26 protein-coding genes are annotated in these 25,239 nt (G+C 72.7%); 7 read left to right on the plus strand and 19 right to left on the minus strand.

Going from position 1 to position 25,239, the window contains the following annotated elements:
• Both ACFFIC_RS13630 and ACFFIC_RS13635 read right to left on the minus strand, forming a co-directional pair.
• On the minus strand, positions 1–890 hold an 890-nt coding region (locus ACFFIC_RS13630; protein ID WP_377051178.1), incomplete at its 3' end, for a HAMP domain-containing protein.
• A gap of 75 nt (positions 891–965) precedes the next feature.
• Positions 966–1,718 carry an SDR family NAD(P)-dependent oxidoreductase gene (locus tag ACFFIC_RS13635; RefSeq protein WP_377051180.1) on the minus strand — a complete coding sequence of 251 codons (753 nt, stop codon included), beginning with the start codon at positions 1,716–1,718 and terminating at the stop codon, positions 966–968.
• 140 nt (positions 1,719–1,858) lie between these two features.
• Here ACFFIC_RS13635 and ACFFIC_RS13640 point away from each other — a divergent pair, with 140 nt between their 5' ends.
• A complete protein-coding gene (locus ACFFIC_RS13640) occupies positions 1,859–3,061 on the plus strand; it encodes an MFS transporter (RefSeq protein ID WP_377051181.1) in 1,203 nt (400 codons plus the stop codon).
• 68 nt (positions 3,062–3,129) lie between these two features.
• Positions 3,130–4,764: a gamma-glutamyltransferase family protein gene (locus ACFFIC_RS13645; protein ID WP_377051183.1), complete on the plus strand. Its 1,635-nt coding sequence runs from the start codon at positions 3,130–3,132 to the stop codon at positions 4,762–4,764.
• On the opposite strand, the gene ACFFIC_RS13650 is transcribed toward ACFFIC_RS13645, so the two are convergent.
• A complete protein-coding gene (locus ACFFIC_RS13650; protein ID WP_377051185.1) occupies positions 4,761–5,462 on the minus strand; it encodes a class II aldolase/adducin family protein in 702 nt (233 codons plus the stop codon). The two genes, ACFFIC_RS13645 and ACFFIC_RS13650, sit on opposite strands and share 4 nt — an antisense overlap.
• A gap of 33 nt (positions 5,463–5,495) precedes the next feature.
• On the opposite strand from ACFFIC_RS13650, the gene ACFFIC_RS13655 reads away from it, so the two are divergent.
• Positions 5,496–6,461, plus strand: a complete 966-nt coding sequence (locus tag ACFFIC_RS13655; protein ID WP_377051187.1) for a tripartite tricarboxylate transporter substrate-binding protein — start codon at positions 5,496–5,498, stop codon at positions 6,459–6,461.
• 40 nt (positions 6,462–6,501) lie between these two features.
• On the opposite strand, the gene ACFFIC_RS13660 is transcribed toward ACFFIC_RS13655, so the two are convergent.
• The 5 genes from ACFFIC_RS13660 to ACFFIC_RS13680 form a co-directional block, all read right to left on the minus strand.
• Complete coding sequence (locus ACFFIC_RS13660) at positions 6,502–8,202, minus strand: sensor histidine kinase (protein WP_377051189.1); 1,701 nt, start codon at positions 8,200–8,202, stop codon at positions 6,502–6,504.
• A gap of 197 nt (positions 8,203–8,399) precedes the next feature.
• Positions 8,400–9,194, minus strand: a complete 795-nt coding sequence (locus ACFFIC_RS13665) for a lipid-binding SYLF domain-containing protein (protein ID WP_377051191.1) — start codon at positions 9,192–9,194, stop codon at positions 8,400–8,402.
• 89 nt (positions 9,195–9,283) lie between these two features.
• Positions 9,284–9,907: a histidine phosphatase family protein gene (locus ACFFIC_RS13670; RefSeq protein ID WP_377051193.1), complete on the minus strand. Its 624-nt coding sequence runs from the start codon at positions 9,905–9,907 to the stop codon at positions 9,284–9,286.
• 58 nt (positions 9,908–9,965) lie between these two features.
• A complete protein-coding gene (locus ACFFIC_RS13675; RefSeq protein ID WP_377051195.1) occupies positions 9,966–10,838 on the minus strand; it encodes an ABC transporter permease in 873 nt (290 codons plus the stop codon).
• 86 nt (positions 10,839–10,924) lie between these two features.
• A complete protein-coding gene (locus ACFFIC_RS13680) occupies positions 10,925–11,680 on the minus strand; it encodes an SGNH/GDSL hydrolase family protein (RefSeq protein ID WP_377051197.1) in 756 nt (251 codons plus the stop codon).
• A 132-nt stretch (positions 11,681–11,812) separates the two neighbouring features.
• Here ACFFIC_RS13680 and ACFFIC_RS13685 point away from each other — a divergent pair, with 132 nt between their 5' ends.
• Positions 11,813–13,003: an OpgC family protein gene (locus ACFFIC_RS13685; RefSeq protein WP_377051199.1), complete on the plus strand. Its 1,191-nt coding sequence runs from the start codon at positions 11,813–11,815 to the stop codon at positions 13,001–13,003.
• The gene (locus ACFFIC_RS13690; RefSeq protein WP_377051201.1) at positions 13,000–13,746 is read left to right on the plus strand and encodes a hypothetical protein; all 747 of its coding nucleotides are present in this window, start codon (positions 13,000–13,002) and stop codon (positions 13,744–13,746) included. The genes ACFFIC_RS13685 and ACFFIC_RS13690 overlap by 4 nt, the downstream gene beginning before the upstream one ends.
• Before the next feature lie 13 nt (positions 13,747–13,759).
• Here the strand turns inward: ACFFIC_RS13690 and ACFFIC_RS13695 are convergent, their stop codons facing one another.
• From ACFFIC_RS13695 to ACFFIC_RS13735, 9 genes are all read right to left on the minus strand, one after another.
• Positions 13,760–13,936, minus strand: coding sequence for a hypothetical protein (locus tag ACFFIC_RS13695; protein ID WP_377051203.1), 177 nt, complete (start codon positions 13,934–13,936; stop codon positions 13,760–13,762).
• Positions 13,930–14,256 carry a hypothetical protein gene (locus tag ACFFIC_RS13700; RefSeq protein ID WP_377051205.1) on the minus strand — a complete coding sequence of 109 codons (327 nt, stop codon included), beginning with the start codon at positions 14,254–14,256 and terminating at the stop codon, positions 13,930–13,932. Before ACFFIC_RS13700 ends, ACFFIC_RS13695 begins: the two co-directional genes overlap by 7 nt.
• A gap of 478 nt (positions 14,257–14,734) precedes the next feature.
• Positions 14,735–16,012: a TRAP transporter large permease gene (locus tag ACFFIC_RS13705; protein WP_377051207.1), complete on the minus strand. Its 1,278-nt coding sequence runs from the start codon at positions 16,010–16,012 to the stop codon at positions 14,735–14,737.
• 9 nt (positions 16,013–16,021) lie between these two features.
• Positions 16,022–16,492: a TRAP transporter small permease gene (locus tag ACFFIC_RS13710; RefSeq protein ID WP_377051209.1), complete on the minus strand. Its 471-nt coding sequence runs from the start codon at positions 16,490–16,492 to the stop codon at positions 16,022–16,024.
• Between the two features lie 78 nt (positions 16,493–16,570).
• On the minus strand, positions 16,571–17,569 hold the full coding sequence (locus ACFFIC_RS13715; protein ID WP_377051211.1) for a TRAP transporter substrate-binding protein: 999 nt from the start codon (positions 17,567–17,569) through the stop codon (positions 16,571–16,573).
• A gap of 61 nt (positions 17,570–17,630) precedes the next feature.
• Entirely contained in the window at positions 17,631–18,515 is an 885-nt protein-coding gene (locus ACFFIC_RS13720; RefSeq protein WP_377051213.1) for an NAD(P)-dependent oxidoreductase, read from the minus strand.
• A complete protein-coding gene (locus tag ACFFIC_RS13725) occupies positions 18,515–19,405 on the minus strand; it encodes an NAD(P)-dependent oxidoreductase (protein WP_377051215.1) in 891 nt (296 codons plus the stop codon). The genes ACFFIC_RS13720 and ACFFIC_RS13725 overlap by 1 nt, the downstream gene beginning before the upstream one ends.
• A gap of 5 nt (positions 19,406–19,410) precedes the next feature.
• Complete coding sequence (locus ACFFIC_RS13730; protein ID WP_377051217.1) at positions 19,411–20,727, minus strand: ABC transporter substrate-binding protein; 1,317 nt, start codon at positions 20,725–20,727, stop codon at positions 19,411–19,413.
• 86 nt (positions 20,728–20,813) lie between these two features.
• Entirely contained in the window at positions 20,814–21,839 is a 1,026-nt protein-coding gene (locus tag ACFFIC_RS13735) for an amidohydrolase family protein (RefSeq protein WP_377051219.1), read from the minus strand.
• A gap of 270 nt (positions 21,840–22,109) precedes the next feature.
• On the opposite strand from ACFFIC_RS13735, the gene ACFFIC_RS13740 reads away from it, so the two are divergent.
• On the plus strand, positions 22,110–23,525 hold the full coding sequence (locus ACFFIC_RS13740) for an FAD-binding oxidoreductase (RefSeq protein WP_377051221.1): 1,416 nt from the start codon (positions 22,110–22,112) through the stop codon (positions 23,523–23,525).
• A gap of 25 nt (positions 23,526–23,550) precedes the next feature.
• A complete protein-coding gene (locus ACFFIC_RS13745; RefSeq protein WP_377051223.1) occupies positions 23,551–24,261 on the plus strand; it encodes a FadR/GntR family transcriptional regulator in 711 nt (236 codons plus the stop codon).
• A 153-nt stretch (positions 24,262–24,414) separates the two neighbouring features.
• Here ACFFIC_RS13745 and ACFFIC_RS13750 read toward each other — a convergent pair whose 3' ends face one another.
• A complete protein-coding gene (locus ACFFIC_RS13750; protein WP_377051225.1) occupies positions 24,415–24,609 on the minus strand; it encodes a hypothetical protein in 195 nt (64 codons plus the stop codon).
• Positions 24,610–24,720: 111 nt separating this feature from the next.
• A partial coding sequence (locus ACFFIC_RS13755) for a DinB/UmuC family translesion DNA polymerase (RefSeq protein WP_456306933.1) occupies positions 24,721–25,239 on the minus strand: 519 nt, incomplete at its 5' end.

Here is a 25,239-nt window from a genome sequence, read left to right on the forward strand (position 1 = left end):
GCCGCCGCCTCCTCCTCGAAGCCGCGTACCAAAGCCTCCACACGCGCACCGCGCGCCGCCTTCGCCGCCGACTCCGCCGCGGCGAGGGATGCAAGGCGATCCTGTTCCAGCGCGGCCAGGCGGAAGCCCTCGACGGCCTTGGCCATGCCACCCACCTCGTCGCGCCGGCCCGAGCCGGGGATGGGGGAGGTCTTGTCCCCGGCGGCCAGCTCGCGCATGCGCAGGGCGATCTGCGCGATCGGGCGCGACACCCCCACCCGCATGATGAGCAGGGCCAGCACCATCGGGAGCACGATGCCGAGCACCGAGGCGACCAGGAGGTTGCGGAAGGCCGCGTCGCTGGCCTGGTGCTCCGCCTCCACCGTTTTCTCCAGCCGTTCGGTCAGCTGGTCCAGCTTGGCGATGAGCATGGAGCGCGCCGCGATCTGGGCCGGGCTGTAGAGGTCGATCAGCGCCCTCTTCGCCTCGTCGTCGCGGTTCGCGAGGGCGGCCTGGCGGATAGCGTCGGTGAAGCTCCGCGCGCGCTGCAACTCGGTGCGGAAGCCGGCGAGATCGGCGGCCAGGCCCGGCAGGGCCTGCTCGGCCTTCGAGAGCCGGTCATCAAAGGTGCGCCGGGCGGAGGCGAGTTCCGTGAAGGCCGCCTGGATGCGGGCGGGGTCGTCCTCCAGCACGGCGAAGCTCATGATGCGCGTCGCGTCGAGAAAGGCCGTGTTGGCGCGCGAGAGCCACAGGGCCGCGTGCGCCTCGCCTTCGACCAGGCTGCCGTAGCGGTGATCGGTTTCGCGCAGCTTGCTCGCCCCGTACCAAGCCGTGCCCAGTGCCGAGACGCCCATGAGCGCGAGGGCGACCAGCAGCTTGCTGGAGATCTTCAGGTTTCGGATGAGGTTCATTGACTTCGCTCGGCTCGATCGCTGCCGGGGGAAGCTCAGGCGGAACAATTAACTTTTAATGAATCCTGGCGGGATTCAGACGTGCTGGCCGCCGTTGATGTGGATTTCCGCCCCGTTCACGTAGGAGGACGCCCCGGAGCAGAGGAACAGGATGGTTTCCGCCACCTCCTCCGCGCTGCCGAGCCGGCGCATGGGGATGTCGCGCTGCACGATCTCCTCCGTGCCGGGAGACAGGATGGAGGTGTCGATCTCGCCGGGGGCGATGGCGTTCACGCGGATGCCGTGGGCGCCGAACTCATGCGCCATCTCCCGCGTCAGCGCGGCGAGCGCGGCCTTGGAGCAGGCATAGGCGGTGCCGGCGAAGGGGTGCACGCGCGAACCCGCGATGGAGGTGACATTGACGATGCTGCCCTGCCCCGCGCTCAGCTCCGCGAACAACCCGCGCGCCAGGGCGGCAGTGGAGAACAGGTTCACGTTGAACACCGAGGACCACACCGACTGGTCGGAGCCGAGGGCGCCGAGGCGCGAGCCCCCCTCCCCTTTCGGCGAGATGCCGGCGTTGTTCACGAGGGCATGGAGCCGCCCCTCCGGCAGGCGCTCCCGCACGACCTCCACCAGGGCGGTGACCTGGGCGGGGTCGGACAGGTCGGCCTGGATGTGGCTCCAGCGGGCGTTCGGCCAGCGGCATTCCTCCGAGAAGGGCTGGCGGGAGACGGTGAGGATGCGCCAGCCCTCGGCCTGGAAGCGCTTCACCGTCGCGTGGCCGATGCCGCGGCTGGCGCCGGTCAGCAGCATGATGCGGGTGCCCGCGGGGGGTGGGTTCGGCATGGTCGGCGGCTTCCGCTCAGGGCGCGCCCACATGACGTGAGCGGGGGCTCCCCCGCAAGCGGCGCATTGCGGCGCAACGGGCGGGGGGCGGCACCGGAGCGGGCCGGGCAGGGTGGCGGCGGAACACGGGAATGCCTGCCATGCCACCCTTTCGCCGCCTCGCGGCCTCCAACCTCGCCGCCCAGGCGTCGGAACAGATGGCGCTGGCGGCGGCGCCGCTGATCGCCGTGCTGGCCCTGGGCGCCGGGGCGGCGGAAACGGGCTGGCTGCAGGCGGCGCAGACCCTGCCCTTCCTGCTGCTCGCCCTGCCGGCGGGGGTCCTGGCGGACCGCGTGTCCCGCCCGCGGCTGATGGTGGGGGCGGAGGCGCTCCGGGCGGTGGCGCTGCTGGCCGTGCCGCTCCTGGCCTGGCGCGGTGCGCTGGACCTTCCGGCGTTGGCGGCGCTGGGCTTCCTGGGCGCGGCGGGCACGGTGGCGCAGGGCGTGGCGGCGCCGGCGCTGCTGCCGGCCCTGGTACCGCGCGCGGAACTGGCCGCGGCGAACCGGTGGCTCGAACTGGGCCGCAGCGGTGCCTTCGCGGCGGGTCCCGCGCTGGGTGGGGCGCTGATCGGCTGGACCGGGGGCGGGCCGGCCTATGCCCTGGCCTTCGGGCTGTCGCTTCTCTCGGCGGCGCTGCTGCTGGGCATGCGCGAACCCGCCCGCGACGCGGCACCCCGCCGCCATGCCCTGCGGGAGTTGCAGGAAGGGGTGGGCTTCGTGCTCTCCCACGCGCTGCTGCGGCCGATCCTGCTGACGGCGGTGGTGTTCAACACGGCCTGGTTCGTCCTCCAGGCCGGCTACGTGGTGCATGCGGTGACCCATCTCGGGCTGTCGGCGGGCGGCGTGGGCGTGACGCTGGGGCTTTACGGCCTGGGGATGGTGGCGGGGGCGCTTGCGGCGCCCTGGCTGGCCCGCCGCTTCCCGCTGGGGGCGCTGATCGCGGCCGGGCCCTGCGTCGCGGCGGTGGCGGCGCTGCTGATGCTGGGCACGGTTCCGCTACCCTCGGCGGGGCTGGCGGGGCTGGCCTTCTTCCTGTTCGGGGCGGGGCCGGTTCTCTGGACCATCAACACCACCACCCTGCGCCAGGCGGTGACGCCGGGCGCGATGCTGGGGCGGGTTTCCGCGACGGTGATGGCCGTGACCTTCGGCGCGCGGCCGCTGGGCGCGGCGATCGGGGCGCTGTTGGCCGCGCGCCACGGGACCGGGGCGTGCCTGCTGGTGTCCGCGGCGGGGTTCCTGGCCCAGGCGGGCGTGATCCTGCTCTCGCCGGCGCGGCGGCTGCGGGTGCTGCCGCGGGCGGCGTGACACGCCCCTTCCCGGCCTGACGGGGCCGGCGAAAGCGGGCAAGGTCCCCCGGCCCAGAGGAGCCGCCGATGCCCAGACCCGCCCGCCGCCTGCCCCGCCCCCGCGCCATGATCGTCGCGCCGCAGCCCGAGGCGGTGGAGGCCGGCGCGGCCGTGCTGCGCGGCGGCGGCAACGCGCTGGACGCCGTGATCGCCTGCGCCCTCGCGCAGGGGGTGGTGGACCCGATGATGTGCGGGCTCGGCGGCCTCGGCGTGCTGCACGTGTTCGACCCGGCCAGCAGGCGGCACGCGGTGCTCGACGGCCTGTCCGCCGCGCCGCTGGCCTGCCGGGAGGAGATGTGGGCCGATCTCTACGAGGGCGAGTGCCCGGACGGCTTCGGCTACAGGGTGCGCGGCCAGGTGAACGAGATCGGCCATCGGGCGGTGACCACGCCGGGCATCCTGCGCGTGCTGGGCATGGCGCATGGGCGCTTCGGGCGCGCGGACTGGGCGGGGCTGTTCGATCCCGCGATCGGCCTTGCGACCGAGGGCTGGCTGGTGCGCCCGCACGTGGCCACGATGTTCCACCTGGACGAGAAGGCCTATGGCCGCCTGCCCTACGCGGCCAAGCTCGGCTTCACCGAGGATGGGCGGCGCCTCTACATGGGCGCGGACGGCGCGCCGAAGCGGCTGGGGGAGGTGGTGCGCAACCCCGGCCTCGCGGAAACCCTGCGGCACGTTTCCCGGGAGGGAGCGGAGAGCCTCTACACCGGGGAGCTTTCGCGCCGGGTGGTGGCTGACATGACAGCCCATGACGGCCTGCTCTCGGCGGAAGACCTGGCGCGCTTCACCCCGGCCTGGCGGGAGCCGCTGTCCGTGGAATACCGGGGCTTTCGCGTGGCGCTGCCGCCCCCGCCCGCGGGGGGCGTGGTGATCGCGGAGATGCTTCGCATCCTGGAGCGCTTCGACCTCGTCTCCCTCGGCCACAACGCGCCCGGGTACATGCGCGTGATGGCGGAGGCGATGAAGACGGCGACGCGCGACAAGGACCGGCATATCGGCGACCCCGACTTCATCCCGCCGCCCTTGGACATGCTGCTGTCCGACGCCTATGCCGGGGAATGCGCGGCCCGCATCCGCTCCGGCGAAAAGGTGTCGCTGCCCCGCGCGGGGGCGGAGGCGAAGCACACCACCACAGTGTCCTGCGTGGATGCGGACGGGATGGTGGTGTCGCTGACGCACACGCTGGGCCTGCCCTCGGGCGTCATCCCGCCCGGCACGGGCTTCATGCTGAACGGGGGGATGAACAACTATGACCCGCGGCCGGGGCGGGCGGGTTCGATCGCGCCGGGCAAGCGGCGCTTCTCCACCATGTCGCCCGCCATCCTGTTCGACGGCGCGGCGCCGGTGGCGACGCTGGGGGCACCGGGCGGGGCCTGGATCACCGTTTCCACCATGCAGGTTCTGGTGAACCTGATCGACTGGGGCATGACGATGCAGGAGGCGGTGATGGCGCCGCGTTTCTCCGCCACGAGCGACGCGATCGACATCTCCAACCGCATCCCGCGCGCGGCGCAGCGCGCGCTGGAGGAGATGGGCTACGCCGTGCGGCGCAACCCCACCAGCTATCCCTTCGCGGCCGTGCACGGGATCACGATGTGGGACGGCCTGCTGGAAGGCGGCGCCGATCCGCAGCGCGACGGCTACGCGGCCGGGATCGCCTAGAGTTCGAGCCCCGCGACCCGCCCGGCCCAGACGCGCGCGACGGTGTTCGGCGTGAGCAGCCGCCGCGCCGTTTCCGCGGCCTCCCCGCGCGACAGGCTGGGCACGGGGCGCGCGGTGGCGCCGGCGGCCAGCGCCACCGCGGCGTTCTCGGCCATGTAGATCGCGACCATCACGGCGGTGGCGATGTCGGGTCCCACCACCACGGCGCCGTGGGCCCGCAGCAGCGCGGCGCGGGCGGGCCCCAGGCAGGCCCCGAGGGAATCCGCCTTCTCCACCGTGTCCACCAGCATCCCGCCATCGCCGAAGGGCGCGCTGTCCCAGACCGGGATGTCCCAGCCCGCGACCGCGCCGGTGTGGAAGACCGGCCGCAGCGGCGGCGCGCCGACCAGGGTGAAGGGCAGCAGCGGACGCGCGTGGTGGTGGATGGAAACCTGCACGTCGGGCCGCGCCGCGAAGACGCGGGCGTGCAGCACGGCCTCGGAATAGGCCTGCGCTCCCGGGTCCTCGCAGGTGCCGTCCGGGCCGTGGCGGCGGAGATCGGCGGGGGTGACGCGGTTGGGCGGCAGCGCGCGCGAAAGCCAGAAGCGGGCGGGATCGGCGGGGTCGCGCAAGGCGACATGGCCGAAGTCGTCCACGATGCCGTCCCGCGCGAGGAGGCGGTTCGCCAGGGCGAGGTCGCGCAAGCTAGTCTCGGTCATGCCAGGTCCATCGCTCCAGGAATGATCGCGCCCATGCACCGCCGCAGCCTTCTTGTCATGTCCGGCCTCGCCCCGGCGGCGGCGTCCGCACCGGCCCGGGCGCAGGCCCGCACGGTGCGGGTGGTGGTGCCCTACCCGCCCGGGGGCGGCATCGACATCTCCGGACGCATCTTCGCCGAGGCCCTGGCGCCCGCCCTGGGCGAATCCTGGGTGATCGAGAACCGCTCGGGCGCCAACGGCTCGGTCGGCAGCGCGGCGGTGGCGCGGGCGGAGCCGGACGGGCGGACGCTGCTGTGCAACTCGGACAGCCACCTGCTGGCCCGCGGCGTGATGCGCCAGGTGCCCTACGACCCCGTCGCGGACTTCACGCCGGTCGCCAGGCTGGCGGTCTCGCCGCTGGTGCTGGTGGGGGCGCCCGGGCTGCTGGCGCCGGACCTGCCGGCGCTGCTGGCCGACGTGAAGGCCCGTCCGGACCGGCATGCCTTTGCCAACACCTCGCTCGGCACCTCCGGCCATCTGGCGACGGAGGTGTTCCGGCTGGAGGCGGGGGTGCCTGTCCTGGTGGTGTCCTATCGGGGAACGGGGCCCGCGCTGCAGGACGTGGTGGGCGGGCAGACGAGCCTGATGATGGCGCCCCTGCTCTCGGCCCTGCCGCTGATCCAGGCGGGGCGGCTCCGGGCCTATTGCGTCACGGGCGCGGGGCGCGCGGCGGTCGCGCCGGAGATCCCCGGCGCGGCCGAGGCGGGGATGCCCGCGCTGGCGCCGATCGCGCCCTGGTTCGCGCTCTGGGGGCCGAGGGGGCTGCCGGCGGCACAGGTGGCGCGGGTGAATGCCGCCGTGCAGGCGGCGGCGGGACAGGCGGAGGTGCGGCGCAGGCTGGCGGAGCTCGGCGGCGAGCCCGTGCGGGACGAAAGCCCCGACGCCTTCGCCGCCTTCATCGCCGAAGCCGCGGAGCGCGGGCTTTCGGTGCTGCGCCGGGCCGGGGTGCAGCCGGAATAGTCAGGCCCCTCCGGCGGCGCCGGGCCCCGGCGCCTCGCCTTCAGCCCGGGTCCGGCGCCCCTGCCGGCAGGGCGCGCGGCGTGAAGCAGATGGTGGCGCGGAGGCCCGCCGGGTCGAAGTCCAGCGCCACCTCGGCGCCGGGGCCGAGGTCCCGCGCGAGGGAGCGTTCCAGCAGCCTCGTCCCGAAGCCGCCGCGTTCCGGCCGGGCGGGCACGGGCGGGCCGCCGGTTTCGCGCCATTCCACCAGGCCGGAGACGCCGTCCGGGCCGGGGCTGCAGCGGACCTCCACGCGGCCTTCCGGCACGGACAGGGCGCCGTGCTTGGTGGCGTTCACCGCCAGCTCGTGCAACGCCATGATCAGGGCCTGCGCCTGCCCGGGGGCCGCCAGGGCGATGGGGCGGTGGCAGGCGCAGCGGACCCGGACACGGGGCTCCGCCTCGCCCTTGTCGGCCTCCAGCCAGGTGGCGAGGCCGGTGCGCAGGATGGCGTCCAGAGCCACGCCTTCCCAGGCGAAGGCCGTCAGCAGGTCGTGCGCGCGGGCCAGGCTTTGCAGGCGGCCGGTGAAAACCTCCATGAAGCGGGCCGGCTCGGCGCCGGCCTGCCCGCGCGCGGTTTGCAGCGCCAGGCCCTGCACGGTGGCCAGTGCGTTCTTGGCCCGGTGATTCAGCTCGGCGACGACGAGGCGGAGGCGGCGCTCGCTGTCGGCCAGCGCATCGGCGGCGGCGCGGCGGCGGCCGGTCTCGGCCTGGTGCGCCTCCGCCAGGCGCCATGCCTCGGGCAGGCGCGCGGCCTCGGCCCTGTCGGCCGCGGTTCCGCCGTCCGGCGCGACGGCCAGGCGCAGCACCGCCAGCACGGGCCGCAGCACCCCGCGCGCGATCCAATGGGCCAGCGCCAGGCCGAGCAGGAGCAGGAGCAGCCCGATCAGCAGGGAGGTGATGGCCGCCTGCCAGGCCGGCCCCGTCAGCGCCGCGGCCGGCACCGCCACGACCACGCCCCAGCGAAAGGTCGGGAGCCGGCTGAAGGCGGTGATGACGGGCTCGCCATCGGGGGAGATGGCCTCCAGCACGCGCTCCTCCCCCGGTTCCTCCCAGACCCTGAGAAGCTCGGGCGTGACCGGCTGGCCGACGAAGCGCCCGGGATCCGGGGTCCGGGCGAGGCGCACGCCGGCGCGGTCGACCACCGCGGTGATCCAGCCGGGCGCGGGCTGCTGGCGGACGATCACGGTGTTGAAGCTGTCCAGGTCGGGATTCATGGACAGCACCAGCCCGGGGTTGTCCCCGGCGGCACGGACCGGAACCTCGATCGCGATAACCGGGCGCTGCACCACGAGGCCGAAATAGACATCCGACACCGAGGGCTGGCCGGTGGCGAGGACGCGCCGCTGGTTGTCCAGGCTCTGCCGCACCGGCAGGGGCACGCCGGCCGGAACGGCGGTGTTCATCAGCTGCTGCCCGTCCGCGCGCAGCAGCAGGATGTTCGCGCCGGGGGCCTGGCGGGCCACGACCACCTCGGCCTGGGTGCGGAAGGATTCGAGGTCGCCCGCGGCGAGTTCCCGCGACTGGGCGAGAACCTCGAGCACGGCGATGCGCGACTGCAACTCCCCCTCGATGGCCAGCGCGAGGCCATGGGCGAGGTTCAGGGCCTGCTGCGTGGCCTGGCTCCGGTCCTTGCGGTAGGTGGCGTAGACACCGGCCAGGTTGACGGCGAGGAGAGGAAGGACACCCGCGAGAACCAGGAGCATCAGGCGGCTCCGGAGCGTCAGGCGGCCCATGCAGCCTGCCGGGATCGGATCATGGAGCGGGATGGTGCCTTCGGGTTCGGGCGAGGCCAGTTCAGGATTGTTTCAATCCTGTGGTGCTGGCGCCGCCCGATACACCGTTCGTGATCGCCATTTCCAGAAGTTTCGTTCTTTCGGACGAAAACGCCCGGGCGCGGCGCCTAGCGGAGCGTTTCGCGCGTCACGCTGCCGCTGGGGGCGGGCTGCATGGGCGGCATGGCGCCGGGGCCGACGGCCATGGGGGAGGTCCCCTGCCCCATCCCGCCGCCGCTGCCGAAACGCATCAGCGCCGCGCGCAGGGGGTCGGCGGCCGGGTTGTGGGCCTGCATTTCCAGCACGATCTGCCGGGAGCCGGCGGGGCGGCCGTAATAGGCTTGGTTGAAGTCGCTGCGGCTGGAAAGCAGCGATCCCTCCAGCGAGATGCCGGCATAGAGGCCACGGGTGCGGGCGTAGCTGACGATGTCGGCGCCCACGGCGGTGGTGGTGGCGCCCGCGATGCCGCCCCCGATGGTCGCCAGCGCGACGGAGGCGTCGGCGCCGAGCTTGACCTGGCTGTCCATCACGGCGCCGAGGCCCTTGTCCGTCAGGATCAGCATCATAACCTGCGCGTCCTGGATGCCGATCTGGAAGCCGAAGCTGGCGGAGCCGATGGTGTAGAAGGCCGGCGAGGACCAGGAGCCGGCGCCGTCGCGCGCCGTCAGCACGCAGTCGCCGCCCTGGCCGCCGAAGATGAAGCCGGCGCGGAACAGGCGGGGGCAGACCATCACGGCGCGCGCCTGGCGGAGCAGGCGGTTGACGTCGCGCACCGCGTTGGCGTCGCCCTCCGTCAGCATTTCCTGAACGGTGAGGGTGGCCCGGTCCACCAGGCCCTGCGCCTCGGACTGGGCGAGGGCCAGTCGCGGCGCGGCCAGGACCAATCCCGCCAGGGCCCCGAACAGGATCATCGTGCGACGCATGAAGTTCTTCCCCCAACCCCTTGCCTGGGCGGGAGACTAGCGGGTGGATCGTGGCGAGGCCAGGGCGGGGCGCACGATCCCGCCAGCGCTTATTCCGGCGGCTCCTCGTTCACCGACCAGACCCGCCAGTCGCCGCCGACGCGCTCCAGCCGGGTGAGGGAGAGGTTCTTCACGCTGAACTGGAGCGCCTGGTGCGGGGTGAAGCCGCAGGCATGGGCGAGGGCCGCGCGGATCGAGCCGCCATGGGCGACGATCACGGCATCCCCCCCGGCATTCTCGGCGGCCACGGCCTCCAGCGTGGGGCCGACGCGGGCGACCACGTCGGACAGGCTTTCGCCGCCGGGCGGGCGCTCGTCGGCGCCGTGCATCCAGAAGGGGTGGGGCGGGTCGCGCAGCACGGCGGTGAAGTCCTCGTGCGTCAGGCCCTCCCACTCGCCCAGGTGCTGCTCGACGAAGTGGGGCAGCGGGGTGGGTTCCTGCGCGGGATAGCCCGCGGCGAAGATGGCCATGGCGGTGGCGCGGGTGCGGGCGAGCGGGGTGCAGTACCAGCGGGCCTCGGGCGGCAGGCGGGCGGCGAGCCAGGCATGGGCGGGGCGCTCGCGCTCCAGCGTTTCCTCGCACAGCGCGACATCCATGGAGCCGTAGGCGGTCAGGCGCGCCCCGGCCTCGACCAGGGCATGGCGGATGAGGAAGATGCGGGCGCTGTCGGGCATGGCCGCCCCATACGACAGCCAGCGGCCCCGGACGAGGCCCCCGGAGGCTGGGCCAGCCTTACTCCCCGATCGTCAGCAGTGCCCCGCGGTCGCGTGCCTGGTGGAACTGGCGCATGAACACGAAGGCCAGCGCCGCCACCCAGAGCAGGTCCAGCGCGAAGGCCCAGCCGAGATGGCCCCAGGCGATGCGGTTCTCCAGAAGGGCGGCGCGCATGCCCTCGAACACATGGGCGGAGGGCGTGGCGAGCGCCACCGGCTGGAGCCAGGCCGGCAGGATGGCGACGGGGTAGAACACCGCCGAGATGGGCGCGAGGCCGAACAGCACGGACCAGGCCAGGGATTCCGCCCCCGCCCCGTGGCGCAGGATCAGCGCGGTGACGCCGAGGGCGACGGCCCAGCCCATGATCATGAGCGCCGCGAAAAACAGCACCACCACGGGGCCGAGCGCAAAGAGGCCGAAGCCGTAGAGCAGCCAGGCGAGCAGCACCGCGGGCAGCACGCCGACCAGCATGCGCAGCGCGCTCATCGCCACCAGCGCCGCGACCAGTTCCCAGGGGCGCAGCGGCGAGACGAAGACATGGCCGAGGTTGCGCGACCAGATCTCCTCCAGGAAGGAGATGGCGAAGCCCATCTGGCTGCGCAGCGCGACCTCCCACAGCAGCACGCCGCCGAGCAGGGTTCCGGCGGCCAGGGTGCCGAGGTTCTGTGCCGCTGGGTTCTGGGTTCCCGGCATCTGGGAGGCGCCCGCGACATAGGCGGTGACGAAGCCCCATACGATCATCTGGAGCACCGGCCAGTACATCAGCTCCACCACGCGCGGCCAGGAGCGGCGGAACAGGGCGAGGTGGCGGTAGACCATGCCCCAGATCCGCCGGGCGGAGGCGAGCGCGGGGGAACGGCGGCGCCCGGCGGGGCCCGTGGTGTCGCGCATGCCGGTCGCCCTCCCTTTCCCGTTGTGCCCGGAGATAAGGGCTGGCGGGTGGCGGCGTCCAGCGCCGGGGGCGAGCGCGCGGGGCCTCAGCCCGGGCGGGCGGCCTGGGCGACGTTGCCGGCGGGCAGGACGGGGCGGACGGCGGCAGCGATGCCATCCGCCAGGGCCGCCGCCACGCAGTCATAGCCCAGGTCGGTGTGGTGCAGCCCGTCGGAGCCGATCACCGCGCTGTTGGGGACACCCTGGCTTTCCCACAGGCGCATCAGGGCGCCGCGCGCGAAGAGGGGGACGCGGTGGGCGGCGGCGAGGCGGGCGGTGATCGCCTCGAAGCGGCGCTGGTCCTCCGGCATGGCGCGCAGGCGCGGGGATTCCTGGCTGTCCATCAGAAGAGTCTCGATGCCGGCGGCGCGCAGCCGCTCGAGCCCGGCGCCGACCCCTGCCTCGTAGGCGGCAGGCGGCAGGCGGCGCAGCACGGCGTTGGCGCCGACCTGCCAGATCACCAGCGTGGGCGCGGCCGCGATGACGTCCCGCCCCAGGCGGGGGAGCATCTCGGACACGTCTTCGCCTCCCCTGCCGCGGTTGATCACGGTGATGGCACGGCCTGGCAGGGCCTCGCGCAGGCGGGCCTGGAGCCGGGCCGGATAGGTGGCGGCGGGGCCGCTGGCGGCGAAGCCCTCGGTGGAGGAGGAGCCGAAGGCGATGATCGTGAGGGGCCGCCCCTCCGCAACCGCCGCCCCCGTGGCGGGCAGCGCGAAGGCGGGGGTGGGCGAGGCCGGGCAGCCCGCCCGTGCCGGCAGGGCGAGGAGCAAAGCGAGGCCGAAGATCGACAGAACACGGAGCATCCGGCCAGCCTGCCACGCGCCCGCCCACCCCGCCAAGCCTTTCGGTGCCGAACCGTCCGGCGATCCCCCCTCGCCTTCCGGCGCTGGCGGTGCCTTGTTGGTGGGCGGGAGCGACGGCCGGGAGGGTCATGCATGGATGGAACGGCTCACGCGGCGCCGGCGGCGGCCCCAAGGGAGGGGCGCCGGCCGCGCGACCTGCGCGCCGACGTGTTCCGCGGGCTCGCGCTGTGGTTCATCTTCATCGACCACATCCCCGACAACTGGCTGGGCCACGCGACGCTGCGCAACGCCGCGCTCTGCGACGCGACGGAGGTGTTCGTGCTGCTGGCGGGCTATGCCGGCGGCATCGCCTATGGCGCCACGCTGGACCGGGACGGATGGCTCTTCGCGGCGGCGCAGGTGGTGCGCCGGGTGGGCTCGCTCTACGTCGCGCACATCGTGCTGTTCGTGATGTTCACCGCCCAGGTCGGCTATTCCGCGGCCGCCCTGGAGGGGGCGATCTATATCGACGAGCTGCACCTGGACGCCTTCGGCGAGCAGCCTTACCGCGCTCTGCTGGAGGCGCTGCTGCTGCGCTTCCAGCCGGCCTTCCTGAACATCCTGCCCCTTTACGTGCTGCTTCTGCTGCAATTCGCGGTCGTGCTGCCTCTGCTGCGGCGGCCGCGCCTGCTGCTGGGGCTTTCGCTGGCGCTCTATGCGGCCACGCGGCTGCTGGGGCTGGAGCTGCCGACCTGGACAGGGGGCGGCTGGTTCTTCAACCCGGGCGCCTGGCAGCTGCTCTTCGTGATCGGGGCGCTGATCGGCTACCGCCCGCCCGGCGGGGCGGGGGCGCCGCTGCGGCTGCCGTGGCGGCGCTGGGCGGGGTGGCTGGCCGCGGCCTGGCTCTCGCTGGGCTTCGCGCTGCTGTTCCTGGCCTGGCACCGGCCGGACCTGGGGCAGGCGGCGCCGCGCTGGTTCGTCGCCCTGCTGACCGAGGTGGACAAGACGGGGCTGCACCCGTTCCGGCTGATCTCGGTTCTGGCGCTGACCTACCTGCTGGCGCATGCGGTGCCGGCCGGGACGCCCTGGCTGCGCGGGGCCCTGGCTCGGCCCTTCCTGCTGATGGGGCAGCAGGGGCTGCCGGTGTTCTGCAGCGGGATCCTTTTCTCGTTCTTCGGCAGGCTTGCGCTGGAATATAACGACCGCGTTATCATGCAGGTGGCGGTGAACGCCGCCGGGCTGTTCTGCCTGGCCAGCGTGGCCTGGCTGTCCGGCTGGTACAAGCAACGGGAACGGGCACGGCGGATGCAGCCCGAACCGATCCCCCCAGGGAGACCGGCATGAGGTGGACCCCGCTTGTCGCGTGCCTGGCCGCGGCGCTTCTCCTCCTCGCGCCGGCGGGTGCCGCGCTCGCTTCGCCCTGCGAGGCACCGGCGGAGTTGCTGGACAGCGGCATGCCCCTGCCGGCCGCGGAACGCGCGATCGCGGAAGGGGCGCTGCGGATCCTGGTGGTGGGCTCGGCCTCCGTCATGGGGCCCGGGACCAGCAGCCCCGCCCATGCCTGGCCGGCCCAGCTGGCGGCGAACCTGCGCGACGGCCGGCCCGGCCTCGCGGTGGAGGTGACGGTGCGGGGCGGCCGCGGGCTGACGGTGGCCGAGATGCTGCCGATCCTGCAGGGCGCCACGGCCCCGCCGCCGCATGTGGTGATCTGGCAGGTGGGCACGGTGGAGACGGCGCGCGGCCTGGAGCCCGACTGGCTGGGCGGCCGCCTCACCGAAGGGCTGGAAGGGCTGCGCGAGCGCGGCATCGACGCCGTGCTGATGGACCAGCAGTTCTCCCGCTTCCTGCGGGCGAACGCGGACATCGCGCCGTATCAGGATGCCATCCGCATCGCCGCCGCCGCCGCGGGGGTGCCGCTGTTTCCGCGCTACGAGCTGATGCGGCACTGGGCCGACGCGGAGCGGATCGATGTTGAGCGGGCACCGCGGGCCGGGCGGACGGCGGTGGTGGACCAGCTGGGCGAATGCCTGGGGCAGGCGCTGTCGGTGCTGGTGCTGCGGGGCGCGGCGGCGGTTCAGCGGAACTGAGGGGGAGGCAGCCTCAGCCCTGGGGCGGGGCCTCCGGCGGGAAGCGGCCCGTGATCTCCGCGACGGCACGGGCCTGGGCAAGAAGGAGGCGGCGGCCTTTCTGGTCCAGCCCGTCCCAGATCATGCCCAGCTCCGCGCGGCCGGGCGCGTCCCTCACCGGCTCGGGCTGGGTGGGATGCAGCGTCAGCACAGGCGGGCTCCGGCCACGGGCGGCTCGAACAGGTCGGGTTGGAGGGCGGCGGCGCTCTGGCGGTCCCTGAGCGCCTGGGCGGGGCCCCAGAGCCAGTCGCCCTCCTCCATGGACAGGGCGGCGATCATGTCGAGCACGGCCGGCGCCGCCCTGTCCCGCGCGCCGCCGGCCGCGACATAGGCGGCGATGGCCCGCTCCAGGCAGGCCACGGCGTCGAGGCCGCGGCCTGCCGATTCGCGGTAGGTGATGCCCACGGCGCGCAGCTGGCGGGCTGGCCAATGGTTTGGCGCCACAAGGTTTTTCGGGCTTTCGTGGTCCATGCGCTGATCCTCTCTCCCGCACCGGCGGGGGGTGCTGGCAGGCTAGGACAACAAGAACGATTCGGGAACACGGAAGTTCCCTCGGGGAGGCGCCGGCCTCGCTCGCACGGGCGGGCCCCGGTTGCCGGCCCTGGTTCCCGGACAGGGCATCGTCCTGGCCGGGGCCACGGCCTCGGCGAGCCCCTGCCCGACCGGTGCACGAACCCGCCGTGCCGGGCCGGACGACGTCCGGGCTAAGCTTGCGCCAGGGTTTTCCGGCACGAGCCGGCTTGAGCGGGCGGCGAAACGCGCCGGACGGAGGCATCGGTGACAAAGGCCTTGCACACGAAGCCTGGCCACGCCGCCCCCCGAGGCGCTCACCTCCTGAAGGCGTTCGGGCAACGCGTTCGGGCGCGGAGCCCTGGGCTGGCGGCCGAAACGGCCCAGGGGGCAGCCGCGATCCGTTCCTGCCTCCGTGAGCACGAACCAGCGGCCGCCCTCAGCGGATCATCCGCGGGATCGCCAGCACCACATCCGGCCACACCGTGATCACCACCTGCGTCACGATCAACGGGATGTAGAAGGGCACCAGCGCGCGCAGGAGCTGGCGCATGCTGATCTCCGCGATGTCGGTCATCAGGAACAGGGCCAGGCCCATGGGCGGCGTCAGCAGGCCGATCATCAGGTTGAACACCACGACCAGGCCAAGATGCACCGGGTCCACCCCTGCGGCCACCAGGGGCGGGGCGACGATGGGCACGATCAGCAGCGTCGCGGTGGTGCTGTCCAGGAACATGCCGGCCAGGAAGAAGATGACGTTGGCCAGCACCAGCAGGGTCAGCGGGTCGTTCGACAGGCCGGTGACGAAGGTCGAGAACTCCTGCGGGATCTGCTCCACCGACAGGATCCAGCCCAGCATGGCGGCCGCCGCGACGATCACCAGGATGGCGGCGGTGTTGCGTGCGGTGAGCAGGGCGGAATCCAGCACGTGCCGCACCGTCATCTCGCGATGCACGACGAAGCCCACGAACAGCACGTAGAGCACCGCCACCGCCGCGGCCTCGGTGGGGGTGAAGACCCCCAGCAGCATGCCCAGGATGATCAGCACCGGCGCCATCAGCGCGGGAATGGCGGGCCAGGTGGCACCCCACGCTTCCCGCGGGGTTGGCCAGCGCGCCGCCCGGGGATAGCCCGCGCGCACCGACACGAGGCCTGCGGCGATCATCAGGAAGATCGTGCACACCACCGCGGGCAGGATGCCGCCCAGCAGAAGCTGCACCACCGAGACCGAGGTGGCGGAGCCGTACACGATCAGCGGGATCGAGGGCGGGAAGATCGGCCCGAGCAGCGAGGAGGAGGCGGTGACGGCGGCGGCGAAGGGCGCGTCGAAGCCGCGCTCGCGCATCGCCTTGATCTCCACCCGCCCCAGTCCCGCGATATCGGCCAGCGCGGCGCCGGAGATGCCGGAGAAGATCAGGCTGCCCAGGATGTTCACCTGGGCCAGCCCGCCATGGATGCGGCTGAACAGCGTGTCGGCGAAGTTGAAGATCCGGTCGGTGATCCCCGACAGGTTCATCAGGTTGCCGACGAAGATGAACAGGGGCACGGCCACCAGGGGAAAGCTGTCCAGGGCATAGGTGACGCGCTGCGCCAGCAGCGTCAGCGGCAGGTCCTCGATCAGCACGTAGCCGATGCAGGGGATCAGGATGGAATAGACGATGGGGAAGCCGGCCATGAACAGGGCCATGAAACCGGCGAGGACGAGATACCCGAGCATCGCGGCGCGTCAGCTCGCGGTCACGATCTTGGCCTCGGACTGGGGTCGCCCCAGCCGCGCCAGGTGCAGCACCGCGCCGCCGCCGAAGCCCACCGCCGCGCCGCCCAGATAGATCCAGAACGGGATGCCCAGGGTCGGCGTGCGGTTGCGCGGGTTGGCCGCCAGCGTTTCCCACAGCGCCCAGACCATGCCCAGGCAGGCCGCCGTGCAGCACAGGCCGATCATCAGGTCGGCCACCCGCAACGCCCTGGCCGGCAGCGCCGCCTTGAACTCGCCCATCACCAGGTTCTCGCCGGCGTCGATCACCAGCGGGTAGGCCACGAAGACGCCCAGGATCATGAACAGGCGCGCCACCTCGTCGAGGCCGAAGATCGGCAGGTGGAACACCTCGCGCACCAGGATCTGAACGGTCGGCAGGGCGACCAGCCCCAGCATCAGCGCGATCGAGAGCGCGCCGAGCACGGCCTTGGGGATACGCATGGGCGTGGGTGGCTCCGGGCTGGACGGGAAGGAAAGGGCCGGGCGGCGCGGCGGTGCCGCCCGGCCTTCGCCGGCAGGTCAGGCTATGGCGCCGATCCGGTCGATCAGGGGCGACCAGGCCGGGAAGTCCCGCTTCACCTGGGCCTGCACGGCGGTGCGGAAGGCGGCGTTGTCCAGCCCCTCCGCCTCCGTGATCACGGTCATGCCGCGCCCGCGCAGCTCGGCCACCAGGGCCTGGTCCGCCGCTTCCGCCCAGCCCAGGGATTCCTGCGCCTTTTCTGCGAGTGCGGCGGAGATGGCCTCGCGCTCCTCGGTCGGCAGGCGCTGCCATGTGCGCTCGTTGGCGAAGACCGCGAGGAGGGACAGCATGTGCCCGGTGAGCGACACGTGCGACTGCACCTCGTAGAGCCGGTTCGCATTGATCATGGTCAGCGGGTTCTCCTGCCCGACCACCGTGCCGGTCATCAGCGCGGTGGGCAGCTCCGCCACCTCCACGGGGGTCGGCACGGCGCCGAAGCCCTTCACCATGGACACCCAGAGGTCGATGGGCACGGCGCGGAACGCGCGGTTGCGCAGGTCCTCGGGCCGGCGCACCGGGAACTTCGCGGTGATGTGCCGCGGCCCCCGGTACAGGCGCCCGATGATCCGCAGCCCGCCGCCGCGCACCAGCTTCTCGTTCAGCTCCGCCAGCACGGGCGAGGCGGGGTCGGTGGCGCGCAGGGCATGGGCGCCGTCGCGGTAGACATAGGGCGCGTTGAACACGCCCAGTTCCGGCACGAACTTGGCCAGCGAGGCGAATTCATGGTGGCCTGCGGCGATGGAGCCGGCCTGGATGCCGTCCACCATCTCCGACACGCCGCCGAGCTGGCTGTTGGGGAAGACGCGGATCTCGGTCTTGTTGCCGCTCTTCTGCCGTGCCAGCGCGGCGAACTCGGTGGCGAAACGCGTCTGCACGTCGCCCTCGGAGCCGACATGCGCGTAGCGCAGCGTGGCGGCCCAGGACGGGCGGGAAAAGGCCAGCGCGGCGGCGGCAACGGTGCCGGTGGCCAGCGCGGAGCGGCGGGTCATGCGGGTCATGGCGTTCCTGTTTCCTCCGATTGCGACGATGGTTCCGTTCCGGTGCCGCCGCGCACCGCCGTCAGGGGTCTGGCCGGTAGAGGCGGATGACGGAAGCGCTGTCCACCATCTCGTTTCCCCCCGCCACGTAGTCGGCGAAGCGCGCCACCGCGGTCTCCACCAGCGGCAGCTCCAGATCCAGGTCGTGGGCGAATGCCTTCACGGCCTTGAGGTCCTTCAGAAGCTGGCGCGCGTAGCTGGTGGGCGGCTCGAAATCGCGGCGCTGCATCTGGGCGTAGATCTTCTGCAGCAGCGAGCCGTCCGCGTGGCCGCCGGCCAGCCCGGCCGGCAGGGCGGCGGCGTCGAGCCCCGCCGCCTCGGCCATGGCCAGGGCCTCGGCCATCAGCACGAATCCGGTGCCCACGATCGCTTGGTTCAGCACCTTGGTGGTCTGCCCGGCTCCTGCCGGCCCCATGCGCGTGACATTGGTGCCGAGGTCGCGCAGCACGGGCCCCAGTGCCGCGATCTCGCCGGGATCGCCGCCCATCATGATCGTCAGCGTGCCGCCGCGGGCGGCCTGGGGGCCGCCGGAGACGGGTGCGTCCACCCATCCCATCCCGGTCTCCGCGCGCAGCCGCGCCGCCATCTCGCGCGTGGCGGCCGGGTCGGCGGTGGAGTGGTCGAGCAGGACCTTGCCGGCGGCGGGGCCGGCCGAGGCGATGCCGTCCGGCCCGAAGACGCAGCGCGCCACGGCCTCCGTGTGCAGCACGCACAGGATCACCACGTCGCTCGCCGCGGCCACGGCGGCGGGGGTGGGCGCGGCGACCGCACCGTGCGGCACCACCCGGTCCAGGCGCTCCGGCTCCAGGTTCCACACGGTGACGGGGCGGCCGCGCTCGAGCAGGCGCAGCACCATGGCCTCGCCCATGATGCCGATGCCGAGGAAGCCGATGCGGGGCTCGGGCATCAGGGGGCCTCCCCGGCCTGGTTGGTCAGGCGGTCATACACGCGGAACAGGGCCTGGTTGCCGTTGGCGTCTTCGCCATGCGCCCGCGCCTCCAGGTAGAGGCTGGTCGCCAGGGCGAGGCCGGGCAGCGGCAGCCCGTACTGGAAGCCCAGCTCGCCGGCGAGGCGCAGGTCCTTCAGCTTCAGGCCGATGCGGAAGCCCGCGCTCGCGTCCTTGGCAACCATCTTCGGGCCGAGGTTCTGCAGCATCCAGGAGGACGCCGCGCCGCCCAGCAGCACCTCCCGCAGCAGCTCCAGGTCGAGCCCGGCGGCGCGGCCGAGCGCCAGGGCCTCGCAGATCGCCTGCAGGTTCAGGGCGCAGATGAGCTGGTTGCACGCCTTCACCGTCTGCCCCGCGCCGGGCGGGCCGACATGGCGCACCGTGGTGCCCAGCGTGGCCAGGATGGGCTGCGCGGCCGCGAAACCCGCCTCCGTCCCGCCGGCCATGATGGACAGGCTGCCGCTTTCCGCCCCCTGCGGGCCGCCGGACACGGGGGCGTCCAGCATGGCCGTGCCCACGGCCTGGAGCCGCTCGGCCATGCCGCGGCTGGCGGCCGCGGAGATGGTGCTCATGTCGATCACCAGCCGCCCCGCCGGCGGGTTCTCCACGAGCCCCCCGGGGCCGAGCACGACCTCCTCCACCTGCGGCGTGTCCGGCAGCATGAGCACCACGGCATCCGCGTCGCGCGCCGCCTCGGCCACCGAGCCGGCGGCGGTGGCGCCGCGGGCGGAAAACTCCTCCACCGCCTCGCGCCGGACGTCGTGGACGTGCAGCGCGTGGCCGGCGGCGAGGAGGTTCGCCGCCATGCCCCGCCCCATGGTGCCCAGGCCGATGAAGCCGATCCTTGCCATGCCGCTCAGCTCCGGTAGATGCGCTGGGCGCGCCGCTCGGCGCCGCGCACGGCGTCCTGCGGCGAGGACTGCCCCGTCACGACCTCGCCGAACATGTCGGACACGATGTTCTCCGCCAGGGCCGCCGCGGAGGCCGTGCCGAGCGTGCCGGCATAGCCCACCGAGCGCCCCCGCGCCGCGACGTCGCGGAACACCCGGATCCGCGGGTCGCGGTTCCAGAGCGGGCTGGATTCATAGGCGCGCAGGGCATGGCTGACGTAGCCCACGGAACCGTCCAGCACCTTCTCGTATTGCGGCTTCTCCAGCAGAAAGGTGAGGAAGGCCTTCGCGGCATTCGGGAAGCGCGTGTAGCGGAAGGCGATGAAGGGATAGACCAGGTGCATCTCGGTCGGCTGCGCGGCCGGGCCGATGGGCCAGTTCGCGTGGTCGATGTCGTCGGCGAAGGCCATCTTGTCCGCCCGCGCCTTGGCGTAGACGGACACGGAGTTGTTGGTCAGCCAGACCTGCTCGCCCAGGAAGGCGCTGTTGTTCGAGGCGTCGGTCCAGGACACCGTGCCCGGGATGAAGCTGGGGGCGAGGGCGCGCGCATAGTCCAGGGCGCGCAGGGTTTCCGGGCTGTTCAGCGCGACCCGGTTGTTCTCGTCCACCAGCCTGCCGCCATGCGACCAGAGCAGCCAGTGGCAGAAGGAGTTGCCGTCGCTGGGCGCACGGCCGAAGGCGAAGCCCGCGGGCTTGCCGATCCGCTTCATCTCCGCGCACAGCTTCAGGAACCCGTCGGTGTCGGTGGGGAAGCTCTGGAACCCGGCCTCCTTCATCGCGGACATGCGGTACACCGGCAGCACGCCGATCACGACGTTGGAGATGCCGATCCAGCGCCCGTTGCGCTTGCCGTACTGCTCGATCAGCGGGTACCAGCCGCCGTACTTGCCCCCGATGTGGTCGGCGACATCGGTAAGGTCGAGCAGCTTGTCGGCGAACAGGTGCGGCGTGGTGTGCAGCGTCCAGGCCAGGTCGGGGCCGCTGCCCACATTCGCGGCGACGCTGAGCTGCGGCTGCACGTCGTCCTGCCACACGTTGTCGATGCGCACGGGCACGCCGGTCGCCTCGGTGAAGGCGCGGATGTTTTCCGTGGTGGCCTTGTCCTCGGCGTCCAGGAAGCGGCTCCAGCGGAGGAAGCGGAGCTGCGCGCCCGGCTCCGGCTTGAAGGGCTGTTCCTGCGCCCAGGCGCGGGACCACCGGAACAGCGCCTCGCCGGTGAGGCCGAGCGAGGCGGTGCCGGCCAGGGTGGCGGCATTGCCGAGGATGCTGCGTCGTCCAAGCATGATGCGGTCTTCCTCCCGGTTGGTGTTTTCCGTTGCGGCCCGGGGGCGGAGGCGCCGTGCGTCGCTCCCGCTTTCCTGGCGTCCTTCTAAAGGCGGTAGATCCTCGCGGCGTTGTCGCGCAGCAAGGCGCGGCGCTGGGCTTCGGGGCGGTCGGCAATGGCCTGCAGGAAGCCGTCGACGATGGCGTCGAAGCTGCCGGCCAGGCCGTCCACGGGGAAGTTGCTGGCGAACAGGCAGCGATCGGGCCCGAACACCGCGATGGCGTCGCGGATCACGGGAAGATTGGCCTCCGCGCGCCAGGGCTGGCCCGGCAGTCCGAGGCCGGAAACCTTGAGCGCCACGTTGGGCGCACGGGCCAGGGCTTCGAGCGCGCCGCGCCAGGCGCGCAGGGCCTCGGGGCTCCGGTCCCCCGGAAGGCCGGTGTGGTTCAGGATGACCGGCGTGCCCGGGAAGTCGCGTGCCAGGTCGGCGGCGGCATCGAGGTGCCACCAGGGCGTCTGCAGGTCGAAGCTCAGCCCGTGCCGTTCCAGCATCGCGAAGCCGCGCCGCCAGGCCGGATCGTCCATCGAGCCGGGCGCGCCCCTTTGCGCATCCTCGGGCCGGGTGGCGGCGCGGGGCTTGTGGCGTATGCCGCGCACCAGGGGCCGGGCCGCCTGCGCCGCCAGCACCGCGTCCACCTCCGGATCGTCCAGCCGGGCCTGGGCGACGCAGGCGCTGGGCAGCCCTTCCCGCTTCGCCAGGCGCTCCAGCCACTCGGTTTCCGCAACCGGGTGGGCCGGGTCGAACTCGGCCTCCATGTGGACGGTGCCCACCACCGGATGCCGGGCCGCGTCGGCCCGGTAATCGGCAGGAAGGTAGTTGCGGCGCAGCGCGCTGTAGTCGCCGTAGCGGAACGGGATCGGCTCGGGGTCGCGGAGCCAGGGATGGTGGTTGGCGTCCAGGTCCCAGAAGTGCTGGTGGGCGTCGATGATGGGCAGCACGGCGCTGCCGCCCGCAGCCGCATCCGCGCTGGCCGGGAGGCCGTGCGCAGCCCCGGGGGGCATCGCGGACGGGCTGGTCACCGGCCCGGTGCCGCCGCTCGCATCCGGGGCGCCGAACTCACGGCGAGCCATCCGGGCGGGCATTCACCCCAGGGCCGGCCTTGCACGGCGCGGCGGCGCGGGGCGGCGCGACGGGTCGGGCGCGCTTGCCGCCCATGTTCGGCTCCATGGTCGTTTCCCCCGGAAACGGAAGCTTTCCGGCGCCACGGCACCGGCTGCTTCTCTGTTGCCGAACTCTGGCATGTCATCCTATTGTAGAACAAGTGGGTTCGGGCGGCAAAATTCGCACGGCCCTCTCCGCAGGCGGCCGCCGACCGCCCCAGGCCGACCGGAGACCGCCGCTTGAAGAACCAGGGCCAGTTTTCCACCCAGTTGCAGGCGCTTCTCGGCGCCGAGGGGGTGGTCACGGATCCGTCGCGCATGGCGCGCTACTGCGCGGACTGGTCCGGCGATCTGGCCGGGGTTCCGCTTGCCGTGGCGCGGCCCGCGGACACGGCGGAGGTGGCGGCGGTGCTGCGGCTCTGCGCCGGGGAAGGCGTGCCCGTGGTGCCGCAGGGCGGGCATACCGGGTTGGTCGGCGGCGCCGTGCCCTCCCCCGCCGGCGACGAGCTGGTGCTCAGCCTGGAGCGCCTGGACCGCGTGCGGTCGGTGGACCCCGTCAACTTCAGCATGGTCGCGGAAGCCGGCTGCGTGCTGGAAGGGCTGCATCGCGTCGCGGAACAGCACGACCTGCTGCTGCCGCTTTCGCTGGGGGCCCAGGGCAGCTGCCAGATCGGCGGCAACATCGCCACCAACGCGGGCGGGGTGAACGTGCTGCGCTACGGCATGGCGCGGGACCTCGTGCTCGGCCTGGAGGTCGTGCTGCCGGATGGCCGGATCTGGAACGGGCTGCGCAGCCTGCGCAAGAACAACACCGGCTACGACCTGAAGCAGCTCTTCATCGGCTCCGAGGGCACGCTCGGCGTGGTGACCGCTGCGGTGCTCAAGCTGTTTCCGCGCCCGACGCAGGTGCAGACCATCATGCTCGGGCTGGACTCCGTTTCCTCCGCGATGGGCCTGTACGCGGCGGCGCGGCGCGACCTGTCCGACCTGCTCTCGGCCTTCGAGCTGATGCCGCGCGGCTGCATCGACCTCACCCTCGGTGCCATCCCGGGGCTGCGCGACCCGCTCCCCGCGCCGGCCCCGGTTTACGTGCTCATGGAAGCCTCGGCGAGCGGGCTTGTCGACCTTGCCGAACTGATGGAACGCTTTCTTGCCAGGCGCATGGAACTCGGCGGAATCCTGGACGGCGTGGTGGCCATGAGCCGTGCGCAGGCTGCGGATTTCTGGCGCATCCGCGAGGGCCTTGTGGAGGCGCAGCACCGGCACGGGCGGCACCTGCGCACCGACGTGTCCGTGCCGATCTCCTGCCTGCCGGATTTCATCGGGCAGGCCGACGCCGAGCTGGCCCGCCGCCTGCCTGCGGCGCTGCCGGTGGTGTACGGCCATGTCGGCGACGGCAACATCCACTACAACCTGCTGCCTCCGAAAGGGCTCCCGGAGGCGGAGGCGCACGCGCTCCTGGAGCAGGGGGAGGCATTGATCTTCGCGCTCGTGGACCGTTTCGGCGGCTCCATCAGCGCGGAGCACGGCATCGGGCGGGTGAAGCGGGAACCGTTCGAGCAGCGCCTGCCGGCGGTCGACCGCGACCTGCTGCGTGCGCTCCGCTCCGGCATCGATCCGCAGAGCATGATGAGCCCGGGGCGCCTGTTCGCGTAGCATGGTGGATATGCCAGAAAGGGCGATGAACGACCGCATCAGCCGGGCGCCGCAGCTCCCGTCCCGCATCGCCTCGCTGGTGGCCGAGGCCATTGCGGAAGGACGCTGGAAGCTGGGCGAGCGCCTGCCCACGGAGCAGGCGCTCGCGGATTCCTACGGCGTCAGCCGCAACGTGGTGCGGGAAGCGATCTCGCGCCTCCGGGCCGACGGGCTGGTGCAGTCCCGCCAGGGTGTCGGAGCCTTCGTGGCGCGGGCGCAGGGCACCGGCGTGCTCCGCTTCGACGCGGAGCTGCTGAGCGACCGCGCCACCTTCGGCAACGTGTTCGAGCTGCGCGCCATGCTGGAGATCCAGACCGCCGGGCTGGCGGCGGAACGGCGGAGCGAAGCCGACCTCGCGGCCATCGCCCACGCCTATGAGCGCATGGTGCGGGAGTCGGAGGGCGAGGCGGGCGGCGTCGATGCCGATCTCGACTTCCACCGCGCCGTCGCGCGGGCGACCGGCAATGCCCAGATCGCTGCGGTGGTGAGCTTCCTGTCCGACCAGATCCGGGAAACCATCCTGGCGACACGGGCGCGCCCGGGCAGCTTCGTGGGCGGGATCATCGAGGTGACGCTCGCCGAGCATGCCGCGATCCACGATGCCATCGCGTCCGGCTCCGCGGAGGCCGCGAAGGATGCGATGGCCGCGCATATCCGGAATGCCGCGAACCGGATCGGGTACACGCTGGCCATCTGAGGACTGGCCATCTGAGGACTGGCCATCGGAGGATACGGGGCGGATCCCGCCCTCCGGCTCGTTCGAACACGGTGTCCTCGGTGAGGATCTTGTGGATGGCCGCCCGGCGGCGTCCGGAATCATCCTCGCCGAAGACGCCTTCGCTGCGGAGCCTTAGCGGCGCGAGCCGGGCACGCGTCGAAACGGTTCGATGACGATCAGCACCACCAGCAACATCATGCTTCTGGCCATGAAGGTCGGCGCAAAGGCCTGTTCCGAAAAGCCAGCATCGATCAGGCTCACCAGCATGCTCCAGCAGAGCGTCAGAATAACGAGCCGAGTAACCCGCAGGCTCACGTTGCTGAACATGGCTCGATGCTGATTCTGCGATCAGGGTGCGTCAAGCGCTGAGTGCCGAACGCGCTCTTGCTTTGCCTGGCTCAATGTTTTCACACAGCTGCGGCCTGCTTCCGCCACCCCTCAGCCAAAGTCCAGGCTGATCTGGTCCGGGCGCACCGCGTCCATGCCGTCAAAGCCGGACACGGTCACGCCGAGGAGCCGCACCGCCTTCGGCAGCGGAAAGACGCCGTGGGCCAGCTCCCGCGAGATCCGCGCGAGCTCCGTCCGGCTGGTGACGGGCACAGGCGAGGTGCGGCTGCGGGTCACCTGCCGGAAGTCGGTGAACTTCACCTTCACGGTGACCGTCCGCCCGAAGGTGCCGGTCTTCTCGCACCAGGCCCAGACTTCCTCCGCGAGCGCCGCGATGCCCTGCTCGACCTCCGGCGGCGTGGCGAGGTCGCGGGCGTAGGTGGTTTCGGAGCCGGAGGACTTCCTGGGCCGGTCCGGCACCACCGGGCGGTGGTCCTCCCCGCGCGCGATGGCGTGGAAATGCGCGCCCGCCTTGCCGAAGTGCTCCTGCTGGAAGGCGAGGCTCCGCTCGCGGAGGTCGCGGCCGGTGCGGATGCCCAGCGCCTCCATCCTGGCGGCGGTGGCCGGACC

The sequence above is a fragment of the Muricoccus vinaceus genome (genome assembly GCF_042433125.1).
Lineage (GTDB): Bacteria > Pseudomonadota > Alphaproteobacteria > Acetobacterales > Acetobacteraceae > Roseomonas > Roseomonas vinacea.

Excerpts from the sequence above, each read along its gene's own strand:
- ACFFIC_RS13635 (WP_377051180.1), bottom strand. The coding sequence starts at position 1,718 with ATGCCGAACCCACCCCCCGCGGGCACCCGCATCATGCTGCTGACCGGC.
- ACFFIC_RS13640 (WP_377051181.1), top strand. The coding sequence starts at position 1,859 with ATGCCACCCTTTCGCCGCCTCGCGGCCTCCAACCTCGCCGCCCAGGCG.
- ACFFIC_RS13645 (WP_377051183.1), top strand. The coding sequence starts at position 3,130 with ATGCCCAGACCCGCCCGCCGCCTGCCCCGCCCCCGCGCCATGATCGTC.
- ACFFIC_RS13650 (WP_377051185.1), bottom strand. The coding sequence starts at position 5,462 with ATGACCGAGACTAGCTTGCGCGACCTCGCCCTGGCGAACCGCCTCCTC.
- ACFFIC_RS13655 (WP_377051187.1), top strand. The coding sequence starts at position 5,496 with ATGCACCGCCGCAGCCTTCTTGTCATGTCCGGCCTCGCCCCGGCGGCG.
- ACFFIC_RS13660 (WP_377051189.1), bottom strand. The coding sequence starts at position 8,202 with ATGCTCCTGGTTCTCGCGGGTGTCCTTCCTCTCCTCGCCGTCAACCTG.
- ACFFIC_RS13665 (WP_377051191.1), bottom strand. The coding sequence starts at position 9,194 with ATGCGTCGCACGATGATCCTGTTCGGGGCCCTGGCGGGATTGGTCCTG.
- ACFFIC_RS13670 (WP_377051193.1), bottom strand. The coding sequence starts at position 9,907 with ATGCCCGACAGCGCCCGCATCTTCCTCATCCGCCATGCCCTGGTCGAG.
- ACFFIC_RS13675 (WP_377051195.1), bottom strand. The coding sequence starts at position 10,838 with ATGCGCGACACCACGGGCCCCGCCGGGCGCCGCCGTTCCCCCGCGCTC.
- ACFFIC_RS13680 (WP_377051197.1), bottom strand. The coding sequence starts at position 11,680 with ATGCTCCGTGTTCTGTCGATCTTCGGCCTCGCTTTGCTCCTCGCCCTG.
- ACFFIC_RS13685 (WP_377051199.1), top strand. The coding sequence starts at position 11,813 with ATGGATGGAACGGCTCACGCGGCGCCGGCGGCGGCCCCAAGGGAGGGG.
- ACFFIC_RS13690 (WP_377051201.1), top strand. The coding sequence starts at position 13,000 with ATGAGGTGGACCCCGCTTGTCGCGTGCCTGGCCGCGGCGCTTCTCCTC.
- ACFFIC_RS13700 (WP_377051205.1), bottom strand. The coding sequence starts at position 14,256 with ATGGACCACGAAAGCCCGAAAAACCTTGTGGCGCCAAACCATTGGCCA.
- ACFFIC_RS13705 (WP_377051207.1), bottom strand. The coding sequence starts at position 16,012 with ATGCTCGGGTATCTCGTCCTCGCCGGTTTCATGGCCCTGTTCATGGCC.
- ACFFIC_RS13710 (WP_377051209.1), bottom strand. The coding sequence starts at position 16,492 with ATGCGTATCCCCAAGGCCGTGCTCGGCGCGCTCTCGATCGCGCTGATG.
- ACFFIC_RS13715 (WP_377051211.1), bottom strand. The coding sequence starts at position 17,569 with ATGACCCGCATGACCCGCCGCTCCGCGCTGGCCACCGGCACCGTTGCC.
- ACFFIC_RS13720 (WP_377051213.1), bottom strand. The coding sequence starts at position 18,515 with ATGCCCGAGCCCCGCATCGGCTTCCTCGGCATCGGCATCATGGGCGAG.
- ACFFIC_RS13725 (WP_377051215.1), bottom strand. The coding sequence starts at position 19,405 with ATGGCAAGGATCGGCTTCATCGGCCTGGGCACCATGGGGCGGGGCATG.
- ACFFIC_RS13730 (WP_377051217.1), bottom strand. The coding sequence starts at position 20,727 with ATGCTTGGACGACGCAGCATCCTCGGCAATGCCGCCACCCTGGCCGGC.
- ACFFIC_RS13735 (WP_377051219.1), bottom strand. The coding sequence starts at position 21,839 with ATGGCTCGCCGTGAGTTCGGCGCCCCGGATGCGAGCGGCGGCACCGGG.
- ACFFIC_RS13745 (WP_377051223.1), top strand. The coding sequence starts at position 23,551 with ATGAACGACCGCATCAGCCGGGCGCCGCAGCTCCCGTCCCGCATCGCC.
- ACFFIC_RS13750 (WP_377051225.1), bottom strand. The coding sequence starts at position 24,609 with ATGTTCAGCAACGTGAGCCTGCGGGTTACTCGGCTCGTTATTCTGACG.